General features: G+C 69.2%; 12 protein-coding genes. 6 read left to right on the forward strand and 6 right to left on the reverse strand.

Features of this window, described 5'->3' with window-relative positions; translation table 11 throughout:
* Positions 1–93 precede the first annotated feature (93 nt).
* Complete coding sequence (rho, locus tag DFR31_RS06525; RefSeq protein WP_121441796.1) at positions 94–1,350, forward strand: transcription termination factor Rho; 1,257 nt, start codon at positions 94–96, stop codon at positions 1,348–1,350.
* Positions 1,351–1,420: 70 nt separating this feature from the next.
* Here the strand turns inward: rho and DFR31_RS06530 are convergent, their stop codons facing one another.
* Complete coding sequence (locus DFR31_RS06530) at positions 1,421–2,632, reverse strand: class I SAM-dependent rRNA methyltransferase (RefSeq protein WP_121441797.1); 1,212 nt, start codon at positions 2,630–2,632, stop codon at positions 1,421–1,423.
* A gap of 237 nt (positions 2,633–2,869) precedes the next feature.
* On the opposite strand from DFR31_RS06530, the gene DFR31_RS06535 reads away from it, so the two are divergent.
* From DFR31_RS06535 to DFR31_RS06555, 5 genes are read left to right on the forward strand one after another with little or no spacing between them, the layout of a single operon-like run.
* Positions 2,870–3,526 (forward strand): TIGR04211 family SH3 domain-containing protein, encoded by a 657-nt coding sequence (locus tag DFR31_RS06535; protein ID WP_170153614.1) that lies wholly within the window; start codon positions 2,870–2,872, stop codon positions 3,524–3,526.
* 38 nt (positions 3,527–3,564) lie between these two features.
* The gene (gene argE, locus DFR31_RS06540; protein WP_121441799.1) at positions 3,565–4,722 is read left to right on the forward strand and encodes an acetylornithine deacetylase; all 1,158 of its coding nucleotides are present in this window, start codon (positions 3,565–3,567) and stop codon (positions 4,720–4,722) included.
* A 22-nt stretch (positions 4,723–4,744) separates the two neighbouring features.
* A complete protein-coding gene (argA, locus tag DFR31_RS06545; protein ID WP_121441800.1) occupies positions 4,745–6,079 on the forward strand; it encodes an amino-acid N-acetyltransferase in 1,335 nt (444 codons plus the stop codon).
* A 38-nt stretch (positions 6,080–6,117) separates the two neighbouring features.
* Positions 6,118–7,467: an adenosylmethionine--8-amino-7-oxononanoate transaminase gene (locus DFR31_RS06550; protein WP_121441801.1), complete on the forward strand. Its 1,350-nt coding sequence runs from the start codon at positions 6,118–6,120 to the stop codon at positions 7,465–7,467.
* Entirely contained in the window at positions 7,464–8,204 is a 741-nt protein-coding gene (locus DFR31_RS06555) for a 16S rRNA (uracil(1498)-N(3))-methyltransferase (protein WP_121441802.1), read from the forward strand. The genes DFR31_RS06550 and DFR31_RS06555 overlap by 4 nt, the downstream gene beginning before the upstream one ends.
* 40 nt (positions 8,205–8,244) lie before the next feature.
* On the opposite strand, the gene DFR31_RS06560 is transcribed toward DFR31_RS06555, so the two are convergent.
* Genes DFR31_RS06560 through DFR31_RS06580 form a run of 5 tightly spaced genes read right to left on the reverse strand, consistent with a single transcriptional unit; the run spans position 8,245 to position 17,609 of the window.
* Positions 8,245–8,796, reverse strand: a complete 552-nt coding sequence (locus DFR31_RS06560) for a chemotaxis protein CheW (protein WP_121441803.1) — start codon at positions 8,794–8,796, stop codon at positions 8,245–8,247.
* On the reverse strand, positions 8,793–14,978 hold the full coding sequence (locus DFR31_RS06565; protein WP_121441804.1) for an Hpt domain-containing protein: 6,186 nt from the start codon (positions 14,976–14,978) through the stop codon (positions 8,793–8,795). Before DFR31_RS06565 ends, DFR31_RS06560 begins: the two co-directional genes overlap by 4 nt.
* A complete protein-coding gene (locus DFR31_RS06570) occupies positions 14,971–16,650 on the reverse strand; it encodes a methyl-accepting chemotaxis protein (protein WP_121441805.1) in 1,680 nt (559 codons plus the stop codon). Before DFR31_RS06570 ends, DFR31_RS06565 begins: the two co-directional genes overlap by 8 nt.
* 36 nt (positions 16,651–16,686) lie before the next feature.
* Positions 16,687–17,238, reverse strand: a complete 552-nt coding sequence (locus DFR31_RS06575; protein WP_245971127.1) for a chemotaxis protein CheW — start codon at positions 17,236–17,238, stop codon at positions 16,687–16,689.
* Between the two features lie 5 nt (positions 17,239–17,243).
* Positions 17,244–17,609: a response regulator gene (locus tag DFR31_RS06580; protein WP_121441807.1), complete on the reverse strand. Its 366-nt coding sequence runs from the start codon at positions 17,607–17,609 to the stop codon at positions 17,244–17,246.
* Position 17,610 lies beyond the last annotated feature (1 nt).

Raw genomic sequence — 17,610 nt, forward strand, 5'->3', positions numbered from 1 at the left:
CCAGCCCGACACAGCACCTGAATCCAATTCCGTATGCAGGGCCGCCGCTCGGCGCTCTCTGCCCGACCCCGCCATGATTCTTAAGCAGACACCATGAACCTGACGGAACTAAAACAGAAACCCGCCGCTGAACTGATGAAACTGGCCCAGGAACTGGGCGTGGAAGGGACGGCCCGCTCCCGCAAGCAGGACGTCATCTTTTCCATTCTCAAGTCGCAGGCCAAGGGTGGCGAACCCATCTACGGCGATGGCGTGCTGGAAATCCTGCAGGATGGCTTTGGCTTTTTGAGGTCTGCGGACAGTTCCTACATGGCCGGGCCGGACGACATCTACGTCTCGCCAAGCCAGATCCGGCGCTTCGCCCTGCGCACCGGTGACACCATCGCGGGCAAGATCCGCCCGCCCAAGGATGGTGAACGGTACTTCGCGCTGCTCAAGGTCAACGAGATCAACTTCGAGCCGCCGGAGAACGCCAAGCACAAGGTGCTGTTCGAGAACCTGACGCCGCTGCATGCCACCGAACGCATGCGCATGGAGCGCGGCAACGGTTCCACCGAGGACCTCACCGCCCGGATCATCGACCTGGTCGCCCCCATCGGCAAGGGTCAGCGCGGCCTGCTGGTCTCCCCGCCCAAGGCGGGCAAGACGATGCTGCTGCAGCACATCGCCCAGAGCATCACCGCCAACCACCCCGAGACCTACGTGATCGTGCTGCTGATCGACGAGCGGCCCGAGGAGGTCACCGAGATGCAGCGCTCGGTGCGGGGCGAGGTGGTCTCCTCCACCTTTGACGAACCGGCCAGCCGCCACGTGCAGGTGGCCGAGATGGTCATCGAGAAGGCCAAGCGCCTGGTGGAGCACAAGAAGGACGTGGTGATCCTGCTGGACTCCATCACCCGCCTGGCCCGTGCCTACAACACCGTGGTGCCCTCCTCGGGCAAGGTGCTCACCGGGGGTGTGGATGCCAACGCCCTGCACCGGCCCAAGCGCTTCTTCGGCGCGGCGCGCAACGTAGAGGAAGGCGGCAGCCTGTCCATCGTGGCGACGGCCCTGGTGGACACCGGCTCGCGCATGGACGAGGTGATCTACGAGGAGTTCAAGGGCACCGGCAACATGGAGCTGCACCTGGACCGGCGCATCTCCGAGAAGCGGATCTACCCGGCGGTGAACATCAACCGCTCCGGCACCCGCCGCGAGGAGCTGCTGATGAAGCCGGACGAGCTGCAGAAGGTCTGGATCCTGCGCAAGCTCCTCCACCCGATGGATGATCTGGCCGCCATCGAGTTCCTGCTGGACAAGCTGAAGGACACCAAGACCAACGGCGAGTTCTTCGACTCGATGAAGCGCTAACGGGGCGGCAGCAATGGCCCCGCGGGCAAGAGGGCCTGCCCCGGGGCTGCACGCCCGGCCGCCGGCCCGGTCAGGGCATACTCCCCGCCGGCAACACCCGGCAGAAGGCCGCCTTGAGGTAGCGTGTTTCCGGGATCGCCGGGTGTACCGGGTGGTCGGGTCCCTGGTGGCCCAGTGCCACCACGCGCAGGCTGCGCTCCAGGTGCCGCGCACCCGACTGGGCCGCATCCAGTAGCTGCTGTTCGGGCAGGTGGGCCGAGCAGGACGCGGTGACCAGCAGGCCATCCCGGCCGAGCAACTGCATCGCCATCCGGTTCAGGCGCTGATAGGCCTTGTACCCCTGGCGGAAATCCTTCTTCCGCTTGATGAACGCCGGCGGATCCACCACCACCACGTCGAAGCGCTCGTTCGCCTGTCGCAGTTCGGCCAGGGCATCGAACGCATCACCCTGAACGCCCACCACCTGGTCGGCCACCCCGTTCAGGGCCGCATTCTCCGCCACCCCGTCCAGCGCCTGCTCGGAACTGTCGACGCAGTAAACCTCGCGGGCACCGGCCACCGCGGCCTGCACTCCCCAGGCGCCCATGTAACTGAACACGTCCAGCACCCGCTGCCCGGACACCCAGGGGCGCAGCGCCTGCCGGTTCATGCGGTGATCGAAGTACCAGCCGGTCTTCTGCCCGCTGGTCGCCGGTACCCGGAACTGCACGCCGTTCTCGACCACCTCCAGGGTCTGCCGCTCCGGCCCGCTCCCCCAGACCTGGTACCGCTCCAGGCCCTCCAGTTGCCGGACCGCGCTGTCACAGCGCAGCAACACCGGGCCCTCGCCCAGCACCCGCGCCAACGCCGTGACAATGCTATCGCGCACCCGCTCCATACCCGCGGTGTTCACCTGCACCACGCAGGCATCGCCGAAGCGGTCCACCACCAGCCCGGGCAGCCCGTCCGCCTCGCCATGCACCAAGCGGTAATAGGGCTGCTCGAACAAGCGCTCGCGCAGCGCCAGCGCCATCTTCAACCGGTGGACCAGCAGCGACTCATCCAGCCGGTAGCGGCTGTCGCGGCTCACCAGCCGGGCGCAGATCAACGAGCCGGGGTTGACGTACACCGTACCCAGGACCCGGCCGCGGCTGTCCTCAAGCACCGCGCCATCCCCCGGCGCGAAGGCCTTAAGAGGTGTCGCGTCGGTGTCCACCTCGTTGCTGAACACCCACAGGTGACCGGCACGCAGGCGCTTGTCCTCGCCCTTTTTCAGGCGTAATGCGGGCAGGGTCTCAGTCATGGCACCTCCTCTCGAATGGATCGGCAAACCGGGCGGGCCGGGCATTGTCTCACCGCCACCGGCACGAGGCCACCGCCGTCTCGGGCAGCCGCACGCAAGTGCCCCGCTGCACCACGGTTTTTACCGGACGGCCCTTCCGCTAAACTCTCCGCTCCGGTCCGTCGCTGGCGGCACCGGCCGATTCCGGGTCTCGGATGGCCCGACTCACCCGCAAAACCATTGCTGGAGGTTGCCCCGGTGCGCCGGATTTGCTTGCTCTTGATCCTCATGCTCAGCGCGCTGCCGCTGACCGCCACCCACGCCCAGGTTTACGTCAGTGACGAGCTGGAGGTGGCCAAACGCAGCGGCCCCAGCAACCAACACCGCATCCTGCGCTTTGTCAGTTCCGGCACCCAGCTCGAGGTCCTGGACACCAGCGGTGACTGGACCCAGGTCCGCGACCCCCAGGGCCGCGACGGCTGGATCCAGACCGAAAACCTGATGAACAACCCGAGCGCCCGGGAGCAGCTGGAGGAGGCCAACCAACGGGTCGAGGCCGCCGAGGAGGAGCGCGACGAGATGGCGGCGCGAATGGATGAGGCCCGCGAGGAGGCCGAGGCCCTCGCCAGCCGCGTTGAGGAACTCGAGGCGGAGCGCGACCGGCTCGAGGCCCGGCTGGAGGACGCCAGCGAGGGGCTGGAACTGGCTGACGAGCACCAGCGGCTGCAGGGCACCATAGCGGACCTGCAGGAGGAGATCCGCGACCTGGAGGCGGACAAGGCTGCACTGACCCGCCAGACTCAGCGGGACTGGTTCCTTGCCGGTGCCGGTGTGCTCCTTGGGGGACTGATCCTCGGCTTGATTCTGCCGCGGATCCGCTGGAAGCGCCGCCGGGGCTGGGGTGATACGCTGTAGGCATCCGCATTCACCCAGCCAGCAGCAACGGAGCGGCCATGAGCGAAGCGCCAGCCTTGATGGACATGCTGAGGGGGCTCATCGCCACCCCCTCGGTGAGCAGCGTTGACCCGGACCTCGACCAGGGCAACCGTGCCGTCATCGATCTGCTGGCCGGCTGGGCGGAGGCCGCGGGCTTCGATTGCGAGATCCAGCCGGTGCCGGGGCATCCGGACAAGGCCAATCTCATCGCCACGCTGGGCCGCGGCCCCGGAGGGCTGGTGCTCTCCGGCCACACCGATACCGTGCCCTATGACGGAGAGCTGTGGACCTCCGACCCCTTTGTGCTCACCGAGCGCAACGGGCGGCTTTACGGCCTGGGCACCACCGACATGAAGTCCTTCCTGGGCCTGGCACTGGAGGCCGCCCGCGGCCTCCGTCCGCAGGACCTGAAACAGCCCCTGGTGCTGCTGGCCACCGCCGACGAGGAGTCGGGCATGACCGGCGCGCGGGCGCTGGTGGACAGCCAGCGCCCGTTGGGCCGTCACGCCATCATCGGCGAGCCCACCAACGGCCGCCCGGTGCGCGCCCACAAGGGCATGATGATGGAGGCCATTCGCATCGAGGGCCACTCCGGTCATTCCAGCAACCCGGCGCTGGGCCGTAACGCCCTGGAGCTGATGACCCGGGTACTCAACGAGCTGCTGACCTGGCGGGGTGAGCTGCAGGCCCAGTACCAGGACGCCCAGTTCGATGTGCCGGTGCCGACCATGAACCTGGGCCACCTGCACGCCGGCGACAACCCGAACCGTATCTGCGGCCAGGCGGAGCTGCATATCGATATTCGCCCGCTGCCCGGGATGGGCCTGGAGGAACTGCGCTACCTGCTGCGCCAGCGGCTGGAGGCCGCGCTGGGCGAGGAGGCCCAGTACCTGCACCTGCGTTCGCTGTTCCCCGGCCTACAGCCGATGGCCACGCCGGAGGCGGCACAGATCGTCCGAGCCAGCGAGTCGCTCACCGGCTTCCCGGCCGAGGCCGTGTCCTTCGGCACCGAGGCGCCCTTCCTCCGGGACATGGGCCTGGACGTGGTGGTCATGGGTCCCGGGGACATCGCCCAGGCCCACCAACCCGACGAGTACCTGGCCCTGGACCGCCTGGAGCCGACCGTGGCCCATCTGCGACGACTGATCCGGCAGTTCTGCATCGAGCCCGCCTGAACGCAACCGACGGATCGGCCCCATGAAAACCAGTGACCTCGACCCGGAGCTCTACGTCCGGTGGTTCCGCAACAGCGCCCCCTACATCAACGCCCACCGGGGGCGCACCTTCGTGGTGGCCTTCTCCGGGGCCGCGCTTCAGGACGGCGACTTCCCGGACATCATCCACGACCTGGCCCTGCTCTCCAGCCTCGGGGTCCGCCTGGTGCTGGTGCCCGGTGCCCGCCCACAGGTGGAGGCACGCCTGCGCGAACGGGGCGCGGAGCTGCGCTACGTCAACGGCCTGCGCATCACCGACGATGCCGCCCTGGCCTGCGTAAAAGAGGCCGTGGGCGCCGTGCGCCTGGAGATCGAGGCCCTGTTTACCATGGGGCTGTCCAACTCCCCCATGGCCGGGGCGCGGCTGCGCCTGGCCTCGGGCAACCTGGTCACCGCCCGCCCCCTGGGCGTGCGCGACGGCGTGGATTACCAGCACACCGGCGAGGTGCGCCGGGTGGATGCGCCAGCCATCCGCGCCCGGCTGGACGATGGCGACATCGTGCTGCTCTCCCCCCTGGGCTGCTCGCGCACCGGCGAGGTCTTCAACTTGGCCGGCGACGAGGTGGCGCTGGAGGCAGCGCGGGCACTCCGGGCGGACAAGCTGATCTTCCTGCAGGAGGGTGAATCGGTCTGCGACGAGCAGGGCGAGCCGGTGGGGGAGATGACCCTCAGCCAGGTGCGCGCCCTGTTGAACGCCCCGCCCTCCTGCCTGACCGACGAGACCCGCCGTCTGCTGACCCGCGCGCTGCGGGCCTGCGGCTCCGGCGTGCACCGCGTCCACCTGCTCGACCGGCACCGGGACGGCGCCCTGCTGCTGGAGCTGTTCACCCGGGACGGTGTAGGCACCCTGGTGACCCCGGAGCGGTTCGAGACCCAGCGCCGGGCAACCCCGGAGGACGTGCCGGGTATTGTTGCGCTGCTGGAGCCGCTGGAGCGGGACGGCACCCTGGTCAGCCGGCCCCGGGAGTTGCTGGAAACGGACATCGAGCACTTCATCGTGATCGAGCGGGACGGCAGCATCATCGCCTGCTCGGCGCTCTACCCCATTCCCGGCTCCACCACGGGCGAGCTGGCGGGCTTCGCCGTCCACCCGGATTACCGCGGCGGCGGCCGGGGGGACGCGCTGCTGGCCCAGGTGGAGGCCGACGCCCGCACCGAGGGGCTGGACCGGCTCTACGTGCTGACGACCCGCACGGCCCACTGGTTTCAGGAGCGCGGGTTTGAACCCGCCACCCCGGCCGACCTGCCGGACGCCCGCCGCCGGGCCTACGATCAGGACCGCGCCTCGCGGGTCTTCGTGAAGGCCTTGAGCGGCTGACTGGACGCTCACACCCACACCGAACCTGACCGATACCCATGAACAACAGCGATATCGTCAAACGCGACCTGGATGTCCTCTGGCACCCCTGCACGCAGATGAAGGACCACGAATGGCTCCCCCTCATCCCGGTCAAGAGGGGCGAGGGGGTCTGGCTGGAGGACTTCGACGGCAACCGCTACATCGACGCCATCAGCTCCTGGTGGGTCAACCTCTTCGGCCACTGCCACCCGCACATCAGCGGGGCGGTGCAGCGCCAGGCCGCCGAGCTGGAGCACGTCATCCTCGCCGGGTTCTCCCACGAGCCGGTGGTGCGGCTGTCCGAGAAGCTGGTGCAGATCACCCCGCCCGGGCTCAGCCGCTGCTTCTACACCGACAACGGCTCCTCCGCCGTGGAGGTGGCCCTGAAGATGAGCTACCACTACTGGCGCAACAGCGGTCAGCCGGAGAAGCGCAAGTTCATCACCCTGTCCAACAGCTACCACGGCGAGACGCTGGGCACCCTGGGCGTGGGCGATGTTTCTCTCTACAAGGAGACCTACAAACCGCTGCTCATGGAGGCCATCACCGTCCCCTCCCCGGATGCCTTCCTCCGCGAGCCGGGCACCACCTGGGAGGAGCACGCGGAGCGCATGTTCGCCCACATGGAAGCGGCCCTGGCGCGGCACGCTCACGAGACCGCCGCGGTCATCGTCGAGCCGCTGATCCAGTGCGCCGGCACCATGCGGATGTACCACCACCGTTACCTGGAGTTGCTGCGCGAGGCGTGCGACCGGCACGGGGTGCACCTGATCGCCGACGAGATCGCAGTGGGCTTCGGCCGCACCGGCACGATGTTCGCCTGTGAGCAGGCGGACATCAGCCCCGATTTCATGTGCCTGTCCAAGGGGCTGACCGCCGGCTACCTGCCGCTGGCCACGGTGCTGACCCACGACCGGATCTACCAGGCCTTCTACGACGACTACGCCACCCTGCGCGCCTTCCTCCACTCGCACAGCTACACCGGCAACCCGCTGGCCTGCGCAGCCGCCCTGGCCACCCTGGAGTTGTTCGAGCAGGAGGACGTCATCGCCCGCAACCGGGAACTGGCCCGGGAGATGGGTGAGGCCTTTGCGCACCTGGCGGACCACCCCCACGTGGGCGAGGTCCGCCAGACCGGCATGGTGCTGGCTGCCGAGATGGTGCCCGACAAGGCCAAGCCCGAGCCCTACCCCTGGGAAGAGCGCCGGGGCATGATCGTCTACCAACACGCACTGAAGAACGAGGCGCTGATGCGCCCCCTCGGCAGCGTGGTCTACCTGATGCCCCCCTACGTGATCACCCCGGAGCAGATCCGCCACCTGGCCCGCGTGGCCACCGAGGGCATCGACCTGGCCACCCGCCCATGAGCGCGCCCCGCATCCACGTCGATCAGCGACTGAGCGCGGGCGAGGGCTGCACGCTGCCGGTGACCGCGGCCAACCACCTGCGGGCCTTCCGCCTGCGCCCCGGGGACCCGCTGGTGCTGTTCAACGGCGAGGGCGGCGAGTACCCGGCCCGGCTGGAGGCCTTGGCGCGGCGTGAAGCGCAGGTGACGGTGCTCGCCCACGACCCGGTGGAGCGGGAGTCGCCGCTGACCCTCACCCTGGTGCAGGGCATCGCTCGCGGGGAGCGCATGGACTTCACCGTGCAGAAGGCGGTGGAGCTGGGGGTGAGCCGGATCCTGCCAGTTTTCACCGACAAGGGCGTGGTGAAGCTGGACAGCAAACGCCAGGACAAGCGGCAGCAACACTGGCAGCGGGTGGCGGTGGCCGCCTGCGAGCAGTGTGGGCGCAACCGGGTGCCGGAAGTGGCCGCCCCGCAGCCGCTGGCAGACGCCTGGTCCGGGTTGGACACGGCCGGTCAGGGGCTGGTGCTGGCGCCCGGCGGCCGGTCGCTCCAGGCGCTGGCACGCCAGCAGTCCCACCTGAAGGCCGCGTGGTTGCTGATCGGACCGGAAGGGGGGCTCTCCGAGGCGGAGGTGGAAAAGGCCGTTGGCCAGGGGGCCGAGGCGGTGGGCCTGGGGCCGCGGATCCTGCGCACCGAGACGGCCGGCATCACGGCGCTGGCAGCACTGCAGTTGCTGCACGGCGACCTGGCCGGCTGAGCGGGGCCACGCTCAGCCGCGTTGCGGCGCCGCCTGCGCCCTAAGCGGAGGGCTTGCTGGCCACGCCGCCCGGGGGCAGTGCATCCAAAAGGCGGTCCTCCACCAACGTCAGGTCCGGGATCAGCGCCGGCGCCCCGGCCACCATTACCGGGCGTCCGGGCAGTTCCCGCTCCGCCGGCTCCGTCTCCTCCGGGTCACGCAGGTTATCCCGCCGTATCGCCGCCAGGCGGGGGATATCCTCGGCCGCCACCCCGAAGTAGGGCAGATCCCGGTTATGCTTCAGCCCCTTGACCACCACGATGCGGCTGGACGGACCCGGCTCCGGCTGCTCCACGCCGTGCGCAAAGCACTGCACCGCCACCAGGGGGAGCGTCATCTCCCGCCAGGTGAACGCCCCCAGTAACCACTCCGGCACCTGCATGGGATAGGCCTCGGGCGTGACCCAGGTGGTCACCTCCGCCACCACGGAACCGGGCAGGAGCAACTCGGTACGCCCGGCATCCACAAGCATGGAGGGGATCAGGTCCGCCTGGTCGGCGACCTGGCCGGTCAGGGCCATGGCCCCGGGGTTGTGGATGTCCGTTTCGCTCATGTCAGCTGCTCCTCGTCCCGGGGCCGCTCACCCTCCAGTAGTTCCCGGATTGCCTCCAGCAGTTCACCTTCGTGGTAGGGCTTGCCCATGTAGCGGTTGACGCCGATATCCTCGGCCCGCTGCCGGTGCTTCGCGCCCACCCGGGAGGTGATCATGATGATCGGCACCTCGCGGAGCTCAGGCCGGTTGCGCATGTGGGTGGCGAGCTCGTAGCCATCCATGCGCGGCATCTCGATGTCGAGCAGCATGATATCGGGCACCTGCTGCTCCAGCTGGGTCAGCGCATCCATCCCGTCACGCGCTGTCACCACGTCCATGCGATTACGCTCCAGCAGTCGGGCGGCCACCTTGCGCATGGTGATGGAGTCGTCCACCACCATCACCAGCGGGCGTTCCGACACCTGGCTCGACAGGTCCTCTCCCTCGGCGACCCAGTCCGGTGCCGCGCCCTGCTCGACGTCCATGCGCGCCAGCGCGGAGACGTCCAGGATGAGCACCACGCGGCCGTCCGCCATGACGGTCGCGCCGTAGATGCCGGGCACAGAGCTGATCTGCGGCCCCACGGATTTCACCACGATCTCCTGGTTCCCCAGGATGGCATCCACCTGCAGCGCCAGCCGCTTGCGACCGGCGTTGACCAGCAGCAGGTGTACCGGCCGGTTGCCGTCCGGCAGTCGCGCCTTGCCGGTCCCCAGCAGGGCCTGCAGGCTGCGCAGGTCATAGCGCTTGCCGGCGAACTCGTACTCTGTGGCGTTGGGGTCGGCGAGCCGCTCGCGCGCCTCCTGCTGGTCCATGCGCGCCACGCCCTCGATGCTGGAGAGCGGAATCGCGTAGACCTGCTCGGCCACCTCGCAGAGCAGCGCGTGGTTGATGGCCAGGGTGAAGGGCAGGCGAATGGTGAAGGTGCTGCCCTGACCCGGCTCGGAGTCGATCTCCAGGTTGCCACCGAGCTCGCGGATCGCGGTGTCCACCACGTCCATGCCCACGCCGCGACCCGCCACCTGGGTGACCTGGTCGGCGGTGGAGAGGCCGGAGGCCAGGATGAGCCGCAGCTGCTGCTTGCGGCTGAGCTTTTCATCCGGACGCACCAGGCCTGCGGCCTCGGCCTTGGCCCGGATCGCCTCCGGGTCGATACCCCGCCCGTCGTCAGTCACGGTGACCACGATATCGGCGCCCTCGCGGAACACGTCGAGGGAGACGGTACCGGCCACCGGTTTGCCTGCGGCCTGGCGCTCCTCCGGGGTCTCGATGCCGTGGGACAGGGCGTTGCGCAGCATGTGCTCCAGCGGTGGTGTAAGCCGCTCCAACACGGTGCGGTCCAGCTCGCCCTGACTGCCGAGCAGTTTCAGCTCCGCCTTCCTGCCCAGCTCCCGTGCCGTCTGGCGCATGATCCGGCGCAGGCGCGGCAGCAGGTTGGCAAAGGGGACCATGCGGGTCCGCATCAGCCCGTCCTGCATCTCCGCGTTCAGACGTGCCTGATCGGTGAGCAGCGATTCCGACTCGCGGGAGAGGTAAACCAGCATCTCCTCCAGGCTGGAGAGGTCGGAGACACTCTCCGCCAGGGCGCGGGAGAGCTCCTGGATGTGGGAGAAGCGATCAAGCTCCAGCGGGTCGAACTCCGTGCGGCGGGCATCCTCGTTGTCCCGGTTAAACCGGTAGAGGATCTGGGCCTCGGTCTCGATCTCCAGGTCGCGCAGCTGCTGGCGCAGGCGGTTTACGGTTTCGTCCAGTTCGTTGAGGTTGAAGCGCAGCGCGCCGTTGTTCTGCTCCAGCCGGGCCCGGACGATGCTGACCTCCCCCGCGTGCCCGACCAGCTGGTCGAGCAGGTCGGAGCGCACCCGGACCACGTCCTGCTGCCCTGCCGGGGTCTCCGCCCGGGCCGCATCGACCGGCTCCGGCTCCGGCGGGACGGCGTCCGCCTGGAACGCCTCGTCGGCAGGCTCGGTGGTGGCAGGCGGTTCGTCGGTGATCACCGGCTGCGGACTGACCCCGGCATCCGGGGTGGCCTGCGACGCGGGCTCTGGCTCTGGCTCTGGCTCTGGCTCTGGCTCTGGCTCCAGTGTCGGCGCGTCGGCCACGGCCGGTGGCTCGTCCGGTCCCTTCGGGGCGTTCAGGGTGTCTGTTGCCTCGGCGGAGCGCTCCTCCCGGGTCGCTGGGGCCTCGACCGGCGGCTCCGGGGTCTCGACCGGAGGCTCTGGCGCCTCTACCCGCGACTCTGGGGCCTCGGGCTGCACCGGGGGCTCATCGGCCTCCGGTAGCTCCGGTGACTCCGCCGCCTCGGGGGCGGGCGCTGGCGAGTCCGCCCGGGCGTCCTCTTCGGCGGGCGGGGCCGTCGCTGCTTCATCCGGTAGCGGCGCCGGGCGCTGCTCGGCGCCGGCATCCGGTGCCTCCGGCGGCGCCTCGGCCTCGGCAGGGGGCGCCTCGCCGCGGATCCGGGCCAGCAAGGCCTCGTCTGCCTGCGGCCAGTAACCGTTCTTGACCTCCTCGGTCATCTCCACCAGGCGGTCCAGGCCAGCATTGAGGAGGGCGAAGTACTCTTCGTCCGCCGCGCTGGGATAGTCCGCGACCTCGGAGGCCTTGGACTCCAACGCATGGCACAGATCGCCCATGGTCTGGAAACCGGCCAAGCGCGCACCGCCCTTCAGGGTGTGGAGCGAGCGATGGACCTCCTGCAGCGCGCCTCCGGTCGCCGGTTGCGATGCCCAGTTGTGGACCGTGGTCTCGAGGAATTCGAGGATATCCTCGGACTCCTCCGTGAACAGCCCCACCAGGTCCGGGTCCATCTCGGGATCGGCGGTCCAGCGGCGCCCGTCTTCCGCGGCGCCACCGGCCTCCGCCTCCGCTCCGACCGGCGCCTCCTGCGGGCTGTCCATCTGCTCCAGCTCGGCGACCAGTTCCGCCGACTCGTCGTCCGGCAACTCGGCGCTGGCCACCCCGGCCCCCTCCACGTAGCGGTGAAGCAGGTCCACGCCGCGACTGAAGGCGTCCACTTCGGGGGGACTGAGGGGCTGCCGCAGTTCCATCCGGTGCCGGGCCAAGGTCTCCAGGGCCCGGCCCAGGCGGGCCATGCCGTCAATCCGGGCGGTGCGCGCGCTGCCCACCAGGGTATGCAGCGCCCGGTTCAACCCCTTGTCGATCTCGCAGACGCCCTCGGTATGGCAGCGCCCGACAAACTCCCGGACCGTGGCCAGGTGGGTCTCGGCCTCGCTGTGGAAGATCTCCAATAGTGCCGGATCAACGCTCTGGTCCGCCGCCTCTGCCGCCTCTGCTACCCGGGCAGCCTCCGGCTCAGCCGGGGACTGGCTTCCGGAGGGTGCCTGCTCCTCCGTGGCGGGCTTATCAGGTGCAGGCTCCCCAGCCTCTGGTTCGTCCGCTGCGGCCCGGCCCGGCGGCTCCGCCAGCCCGGCGTCATCGTCAGCCACTTCCCCGAGCCCGACCGGCTCATCCGACAGAGTCAGATCGCCGAAGTCCCACGCGTCGTCGGTGGATTCGGCACCGGTGTCATCATCAGCAGCAGGCCCGGTGGTGCCGTCCGCGTCAGGCCCGGAGCCCTGATCGACCGGCAGCGCCTCCCCGGGGGCAAGCCCCTCCTCGAAGTCGAGCGGCGGCAGCGACACCTCCACCGGGGGCTCCTCCCGGTCCTGCTCCGGGGCGCCTTCTGGCGGCGGCTCCTGCGCCCGGTCGGGGGCATCGCCCTCACCGGTCGCAGGCCCGGTCGGGGCTTCCACCGTCTCGGCCGGGGGCAATACCTCATCCAGCGAGGGGTCTGCCAGCACCGCGGCCCGGCGAATCAGCGGCCGGACTTCGACCGGTGGCTCAGCGCCATCGCGCAGGTGGGCGACCAGGCCCGGGAGGCGCTCCAGGGCCTCGCCGACCACGGAGTAGACCTGCGGCCCCGGGGCCACCTTGCCGCCCATCACCTGGTTGAGCAGGTTCTCCACGCCCCAGGCCATCTCGCCCAGCAACAGGGCGCCGGCCAGACGGCCACTACCCTTGAGCGTGTGGAAGGTGCGGCGGGTTTCCACCAGGGCGTCCTGGTCGTCCGGGTTTCGGTGCCAGCGCTTATAGGCCTCCCGCAAGGGGCCGGCCAGTTCGCCCACCTCCTCGAGGAAGATCTCAACGATCTCCGGATCCAGTTCTTCGGAAAGCAGCGGCACCTGGGGGTCGGGCGCGCTGGCATTACGGCGGGGGGTTGCCGGCTGTGGGGCAGGCGATTCGGGCGAACCCGGTGCCGCGGCCGGCGCGCTGTCGGTTGCCGGCGTTACGGGCGGCGCCATCTCTGCAGCCGCGTCCTCCTGCTCCCCGGCACCCTCCGGACCGGCATCCGGCTGTGCCACTTCCACCGGCCCGGGTTCCGGCTCGTCCGGGGGCTCCGCCCCTTCTTCGGTACCGGGGGCCGAGGCCTCCTCCGGCAGGCTTGCGCGGGCCATGCCGGGTTCGGCCCCCTGGGCCTCCCCCGGGACCGGCAGGCGTTCGCTCAAGCGCGCGACGGCGTCATCGGTCACGTCCAGGGCCTGATCCCGGTTGGCGCGGTCCTCCGCGATCCCCTCCAGGTAATACTCCAGGCCGGTGACCGCGTCCGCCAGCAGATCCAGCAGTTCCGGGGCAGGCGTCTCGGCCTGCTCTGGCAGGAGTCGCTCCCGCAGGAGTGCCTGGATGCGCTGCAGTTGCTCGTCCGCCCGCTCCAGCCCGGTCATCCGCAACAGGCCGCGAATGCCTTCCAGGCTCCCGTCCGCCTCCTTGAGGGTGTCGGCACCGAAGCTGTTGCTGTACCGGATCAGCGCCTGTTTGGCCCGCTCGAACTCGGTCAGGGCCTCGCCCAGGGCATGGCTGAAGACCTGCTGGTACTCGGACTGGAAGACCGCCTGCTCGGTCCGGCTCGGGTCCTTTCCGGGCGCCTGCGCCCGGGTCGCGCTGCGGGCCGGGCCAATGCCGGTGGTGCGGTAGACCAGGCTCTGAAGGGCGGCCTCCACGTAGAGCAGCGCCTGGGCCACCTGGCCCAGCTGGTACTCCCCTGAGTCCACCTCTCCCCGGCGGATCCCGGCCACGGTGTTGATCTGATCGCGCACCACCGAAGCGGCCAGGTCCAGGCCGAGCATCCTCAGGGTATCGCCCACGTGGGCGAGGATCTCCTCAAGGACCTCCAACCGCTCCTGGTCCTGCCCGTCGGAGCGGGCGAACAGGTCCAGGGCGTCCTTGGCGGAGGCGATGTCCTCGCGCAGGGCACCCACCACCGCTTCCACCACTTCCCGATTGGGCGCACGGCCCTCATCGTCCGGGAGCTGCTCCAGGTGATCCGCCAGCCGGTACTGCTGCTGGATCGTCTTGATGCGCTCGGTCTCCGGATGGGCGCGGGCAACGTGGTAGAGCAGTTCCCGCAGCAGTTCCGCCCGGGTGTCGGTCGACTGGTCATCCTGGCCGGTTTCCGCCACCCGGCGCAGTTCGCGGTCCACCCGTCCAAGCAGCCGGCGCAGTTGATGGTCCAGCCGCAACAGCCCGTGTTCCAGGGCCTCGACCAGCCCGCCAGCGATCCACCAGAGGGCGCCGCGCTGGTCATCACCGCAGGAGAGGTCCAGTTCATCGAGGATCTGGCGCAGGGCCAGCAGGTCATCGCGGGGTGAGTCGGAGCGCAGCACACCCAGCAGGGCCCGCTGATACGGGGTCCGCAGACGCCGCGCCGTGGCCGCCAGGGTCGTGCCCTGCTCGCCCCCCGTGTGGCGGCGGTGACGATCGCTGCTGACATCCAGGTCCGGCTGGAAGTAGGCACTGACGGGCAGCGGCTCCACACCACGGGCCTGGCGCAGTTCGTTGATCTGGGGCAGGACGTGGCCGGGGTGGTCGCGCAGCCGCCCGGACTGGACCTTCTCCAGGTAATCCGGCAGCTGTAACAGCGCCCGCATGAGCGTTTCCTGCGCCGGTACCGGGTCGCTGAGGGCCTCGTCGAGCAACCCCCGGGAGACCCGCTCCATCTCCTCGGTGAGCAGTTGCCCGCCCTTCAGCCCCAGCATGTTCAGTATGCCGCGGACCTGGTGGAGCCCGGCCTGGCAGACCTCCAGTTCGTCCAGCGCCTCGCTGTCCTCACTGGCCGCTTCCAGGGCGTCGGCGGCCTGGCGCAGGGTCTCGTCGAGTTCCTTCTTGACCCAGTTCAGGCCACTACGATCGGTGGCGTTGTGCTCAGTCATTTTCCGGCAGCTTGAAGCCGGCCACGGAGCTGCGCAGGTCGCGCGCCAGGCCGGTGAGGTTACCGATGGAGTTGGCCGTCTCGTTGGTACCCGCGGAGGTCTGGTGGGTGATCTCCTGGATGACCTTCATGGTATCGGACACGTTGGCGGCGGCATCCGCCTGCTGACGGGAGGCGCCGGAGATGCTCTGGATCAGTGAGGCCAGGTCATTGGAGACGGACTCGATCTCGCGCAGGGCATCGCCCGCGTTCTCCGCCAGCTGGGCGCCCTCCACCACCCCGGCGGTGCTTTGCTCCATGGAGAGCACCGCCTCGTTGGTATCGGTCTGGATGGTCTTGACCAACGCCTCGATCTGCTTGGTGGCGTTACCGGAGCGCTCGGCCAGGCGCTGCACCTCGTCCGCCACCACGGCGAAGCCGCGACCGGTCTCGCCGGCCATGGCCGCCTGGATGGAGGCGTTCAGGGCGAGGATGTTGGTCTGGTCGGAGATGTCGTTGATCAGCTCCACGATGTTGCCGATCTCCTGGGAGGACTCACCCAGCCGCTTGATGCGCTTGGCGGTCTCCTGGATCTGCTCGCGGATGGTGTCCATGCCCTCGATGGTGGCGCGCACCGTTTCGGCACCCTTGGTGGCGATATCCACCGCCTGCTGCGCCACCCGGGCGGATTCCTCGGCGTTGCGCGATACCTGGTCGATGGAGGTGGCCATGTCCTCAATGGCACCGGAGGCGGAGGTGATCTGCTGCGCCTGGTGATCGGACGCCTCGGCCAGGTGCATGGCGGTCGCCTGGGTCTGCTGGGCCGAGGAGGAGACCTGCTCGGCGGTGCGGTTGATGGTGGCCACCAGGCTGCGCAGGTTGTCGATGGCGTCGTTGAAGGCGTCGGCGATGGCGCCGGTGATCTCCTCGCCCACCGACGCCTGGGTGCGCAGATCGCCCTCACGCAGGTCCTCGATCTCGTCGAGCAGCTTGAGGATCGCCTCCTGGTTACGCCGAGACTCCTCGTCGACCCGGCGCTTGTCCTGGGCGCGGGCTTCCAGCACCTCGCGGAACACCCGGGTGGAGAACAACGCTGCGGCCATCAGGAAGAGCAGCGCCAGCCCACCAACGCCGGCCGCCACGACGGGATGCAGCCAACGGCCGTCCGAGACCTGCCGGAGCAGCCCGCTCAATTCGCCGGCCGGCTCCTGGATCGACCGGCTGGTGTCATACAAGCGCCCGGCGGCCTCTACCAGCGCGGAGCCGGGCTCCTCCATCTGCCCGGCCACTTCCAGCTCGGACAAGAGCCCCTGGCCGGCGGCCTCCAGCGCGGTCAGCTCCGCAGCCACCTGCTGGCGGGCGCTGCGCAGCTGCTGCGGGGCGCCGAAATCGGCCAGCGGGTCGCCCTGCTCGAGCTCGGCTGCACGCTGCCCGGCATCGTTGAGCGCCCGCTCCAGCCGGCCCGCAGCCACCTCACGGCCGCGTTGGGCAGCACTGGCCTCCTCGCGTACAACCGCCAGCGACAGCTCCAGGCTGCTACTGGCCTCCAGCTGCCCCCGGTCCACCCATTGCAGGTACAGGGTGAGGCCGACCACCACCGCCGCGACCGCGGTGGTGATGACAGCCAGAAATGTCAGCAACCGGGCCTTCGATTGGGTGGAGCCCTGCTGCGGCTTGTTCTTGGACACCGTCATACTGTTTCAACCCTCCATGAGAAACCTGACCCGCCCTCAGGCCGCCACCCGCATGAAACGGGTATTCTGTGCCAGCCGGGTGGGGCGGAAGACCGGCCAGTCGCCGTCCTCCCGCCGGAACACCCCGGATACACAGCGCGCCAATTCAGGCTTGAGCCCCCCCGGCACTTGCGCCAGCCAGGTTTCGCGATCACAGGGACGCAGGCCCAGCACCTCGTCCACAAGCAGGCCGGCCACCACCTCGCCCGAACGCATGATGAGAATGCGCGTCAGATGCGACATGTTGACCGGCCCCAGTTCGAAAAAGCCTTCCAGGTCGATGATGGGGATGAGCATGCCGCGGACATTGGCGACCCCCTTCACCCAGTCCAGCGTGTGCGGCACCGGGGTCAACGGCGGGCAGGGCATCACCTCTGCCACTTCGTGCATGGGCACCAGGAAGTGACGGCCGGCAAAGCGCACACCGACGCCGTACCAGCCCGCCTCGCCGGCCTCCTCCACGGTGAGGTCCAGCGGATGGGCCCGGCCCATGCGGTCCAGGGCCCGCAGGGCCTCGAACGCCGATGCCTGTTGCTTGAGCGCCAGCACGTTGGTCAACCACCCAGCGCCGCGCGGATTTTCTCGAGGAGTTCCTCTTTCTCCACCGGCTTGGCAATGTAATCGACCGCGCCCTGGCGCTTCGCCCAGATCCGGTCGGTGGCCTGATCCTTGCTGCTGACCATGATGACCGGGATGGAGGCGGTATCGGCGTCGCGGTTGAGTCGGCGGGTAGCCTGGAAGCCGTTCATGCCGGGCATCACGATATCCATCAGGATGAGGTCCGGTCGGCTGCCGCGGGCCTTCTCTATGCCCTGCTCACCATCAGCGGCCTCAATGAGCTGATGCCCCTCCGGCTCTAGGATGGCCTTGATGGCGTGAAGATCAGTGGGTGAATCATCAATCACCAGGATGCGCGCCATG

Origin of the sequence: Alkalispirillum mobile, assembly GCF_003664325.1 — a bacterium.
In the GTDB taxonomy this organism is placed as follows: Bacteria; Pseudomonadota; Gammaproteobacteria; order Nitrococcales; family Halorhodospiraceae; genus Alkalilimnicola; species Alkalilimnicola mobilis.

Bases quoted from the DNA above. Each gene is read 5' to 3' on its own strand.
- rho (WP_121441796.1), top strand. From the start codon at position 94: ATGAACCTGACGGAACTAAAACAGAAACCCGCCGCTGAACTGATGAAA.
- DFR31_RS06560 (WP_121441803.1), bottom strand. From the start codon at position 8,796: ATGAGCGAAACGGACATCCACAACCCCGGGGCCATGGCCCTGACCGGC.
- DFR31_RS06580 (WP_121441807.1), bottom strand. From the start codon at position 17,609: ATGGCGCGCATCCTGGTGATTGATGATTCACCCACTGATCTTCACGCC.
- DFR31_RS06530 (WP_121441797.1), bottom strand. From the start codon at position 2,632: ATGACTGAGACCCTGCCCGCATTACGCCTGAAAAAGGGCGAGGACAAG.
- DFR31_RS06565 (WP_121441804.1), bottom strand. From the start codon at position 14,978: ATGACTGAGCACAACGCCACCGATCGTAGTGGCCTGAACTGGGTCAAG.
- argE (WP_121441799.1), top strand. From the start codon at position 3,565: ATGAGCGAAGCGCCAGCCTTGATGGACATGCTGAGGGGGCTCATCGCC.
- DFR31_RS06555 (WP_121441802.1), top strand. From the start codon at position 7,464: ATGAGCGCGCCCCGCATCCACGTCGATCAGCGACTGAGCGCGGGCGAG.
- DFR31_RS06550 (WP_121441801.1), top strand. From the start codon at position 6,118: ATGAACAACAGCGATATCGTCAAACGCGACCTGGATGTCCTCTGGCAC.
- DFR31_RS06570 (WP_121441805.1), bottom strand. From the start codon at position 16,650: ATGACGGTGTCCAAGAACAAGCCGCAGCAGGGCTCCACCCAATCGAAG.
- argA (WP_121441800.1), top strand. From the start codon at position 4,745: ATGAAAACCAGTGACCTCGACCCGGAGCTCTACGTCCGGTGGTTCCGC.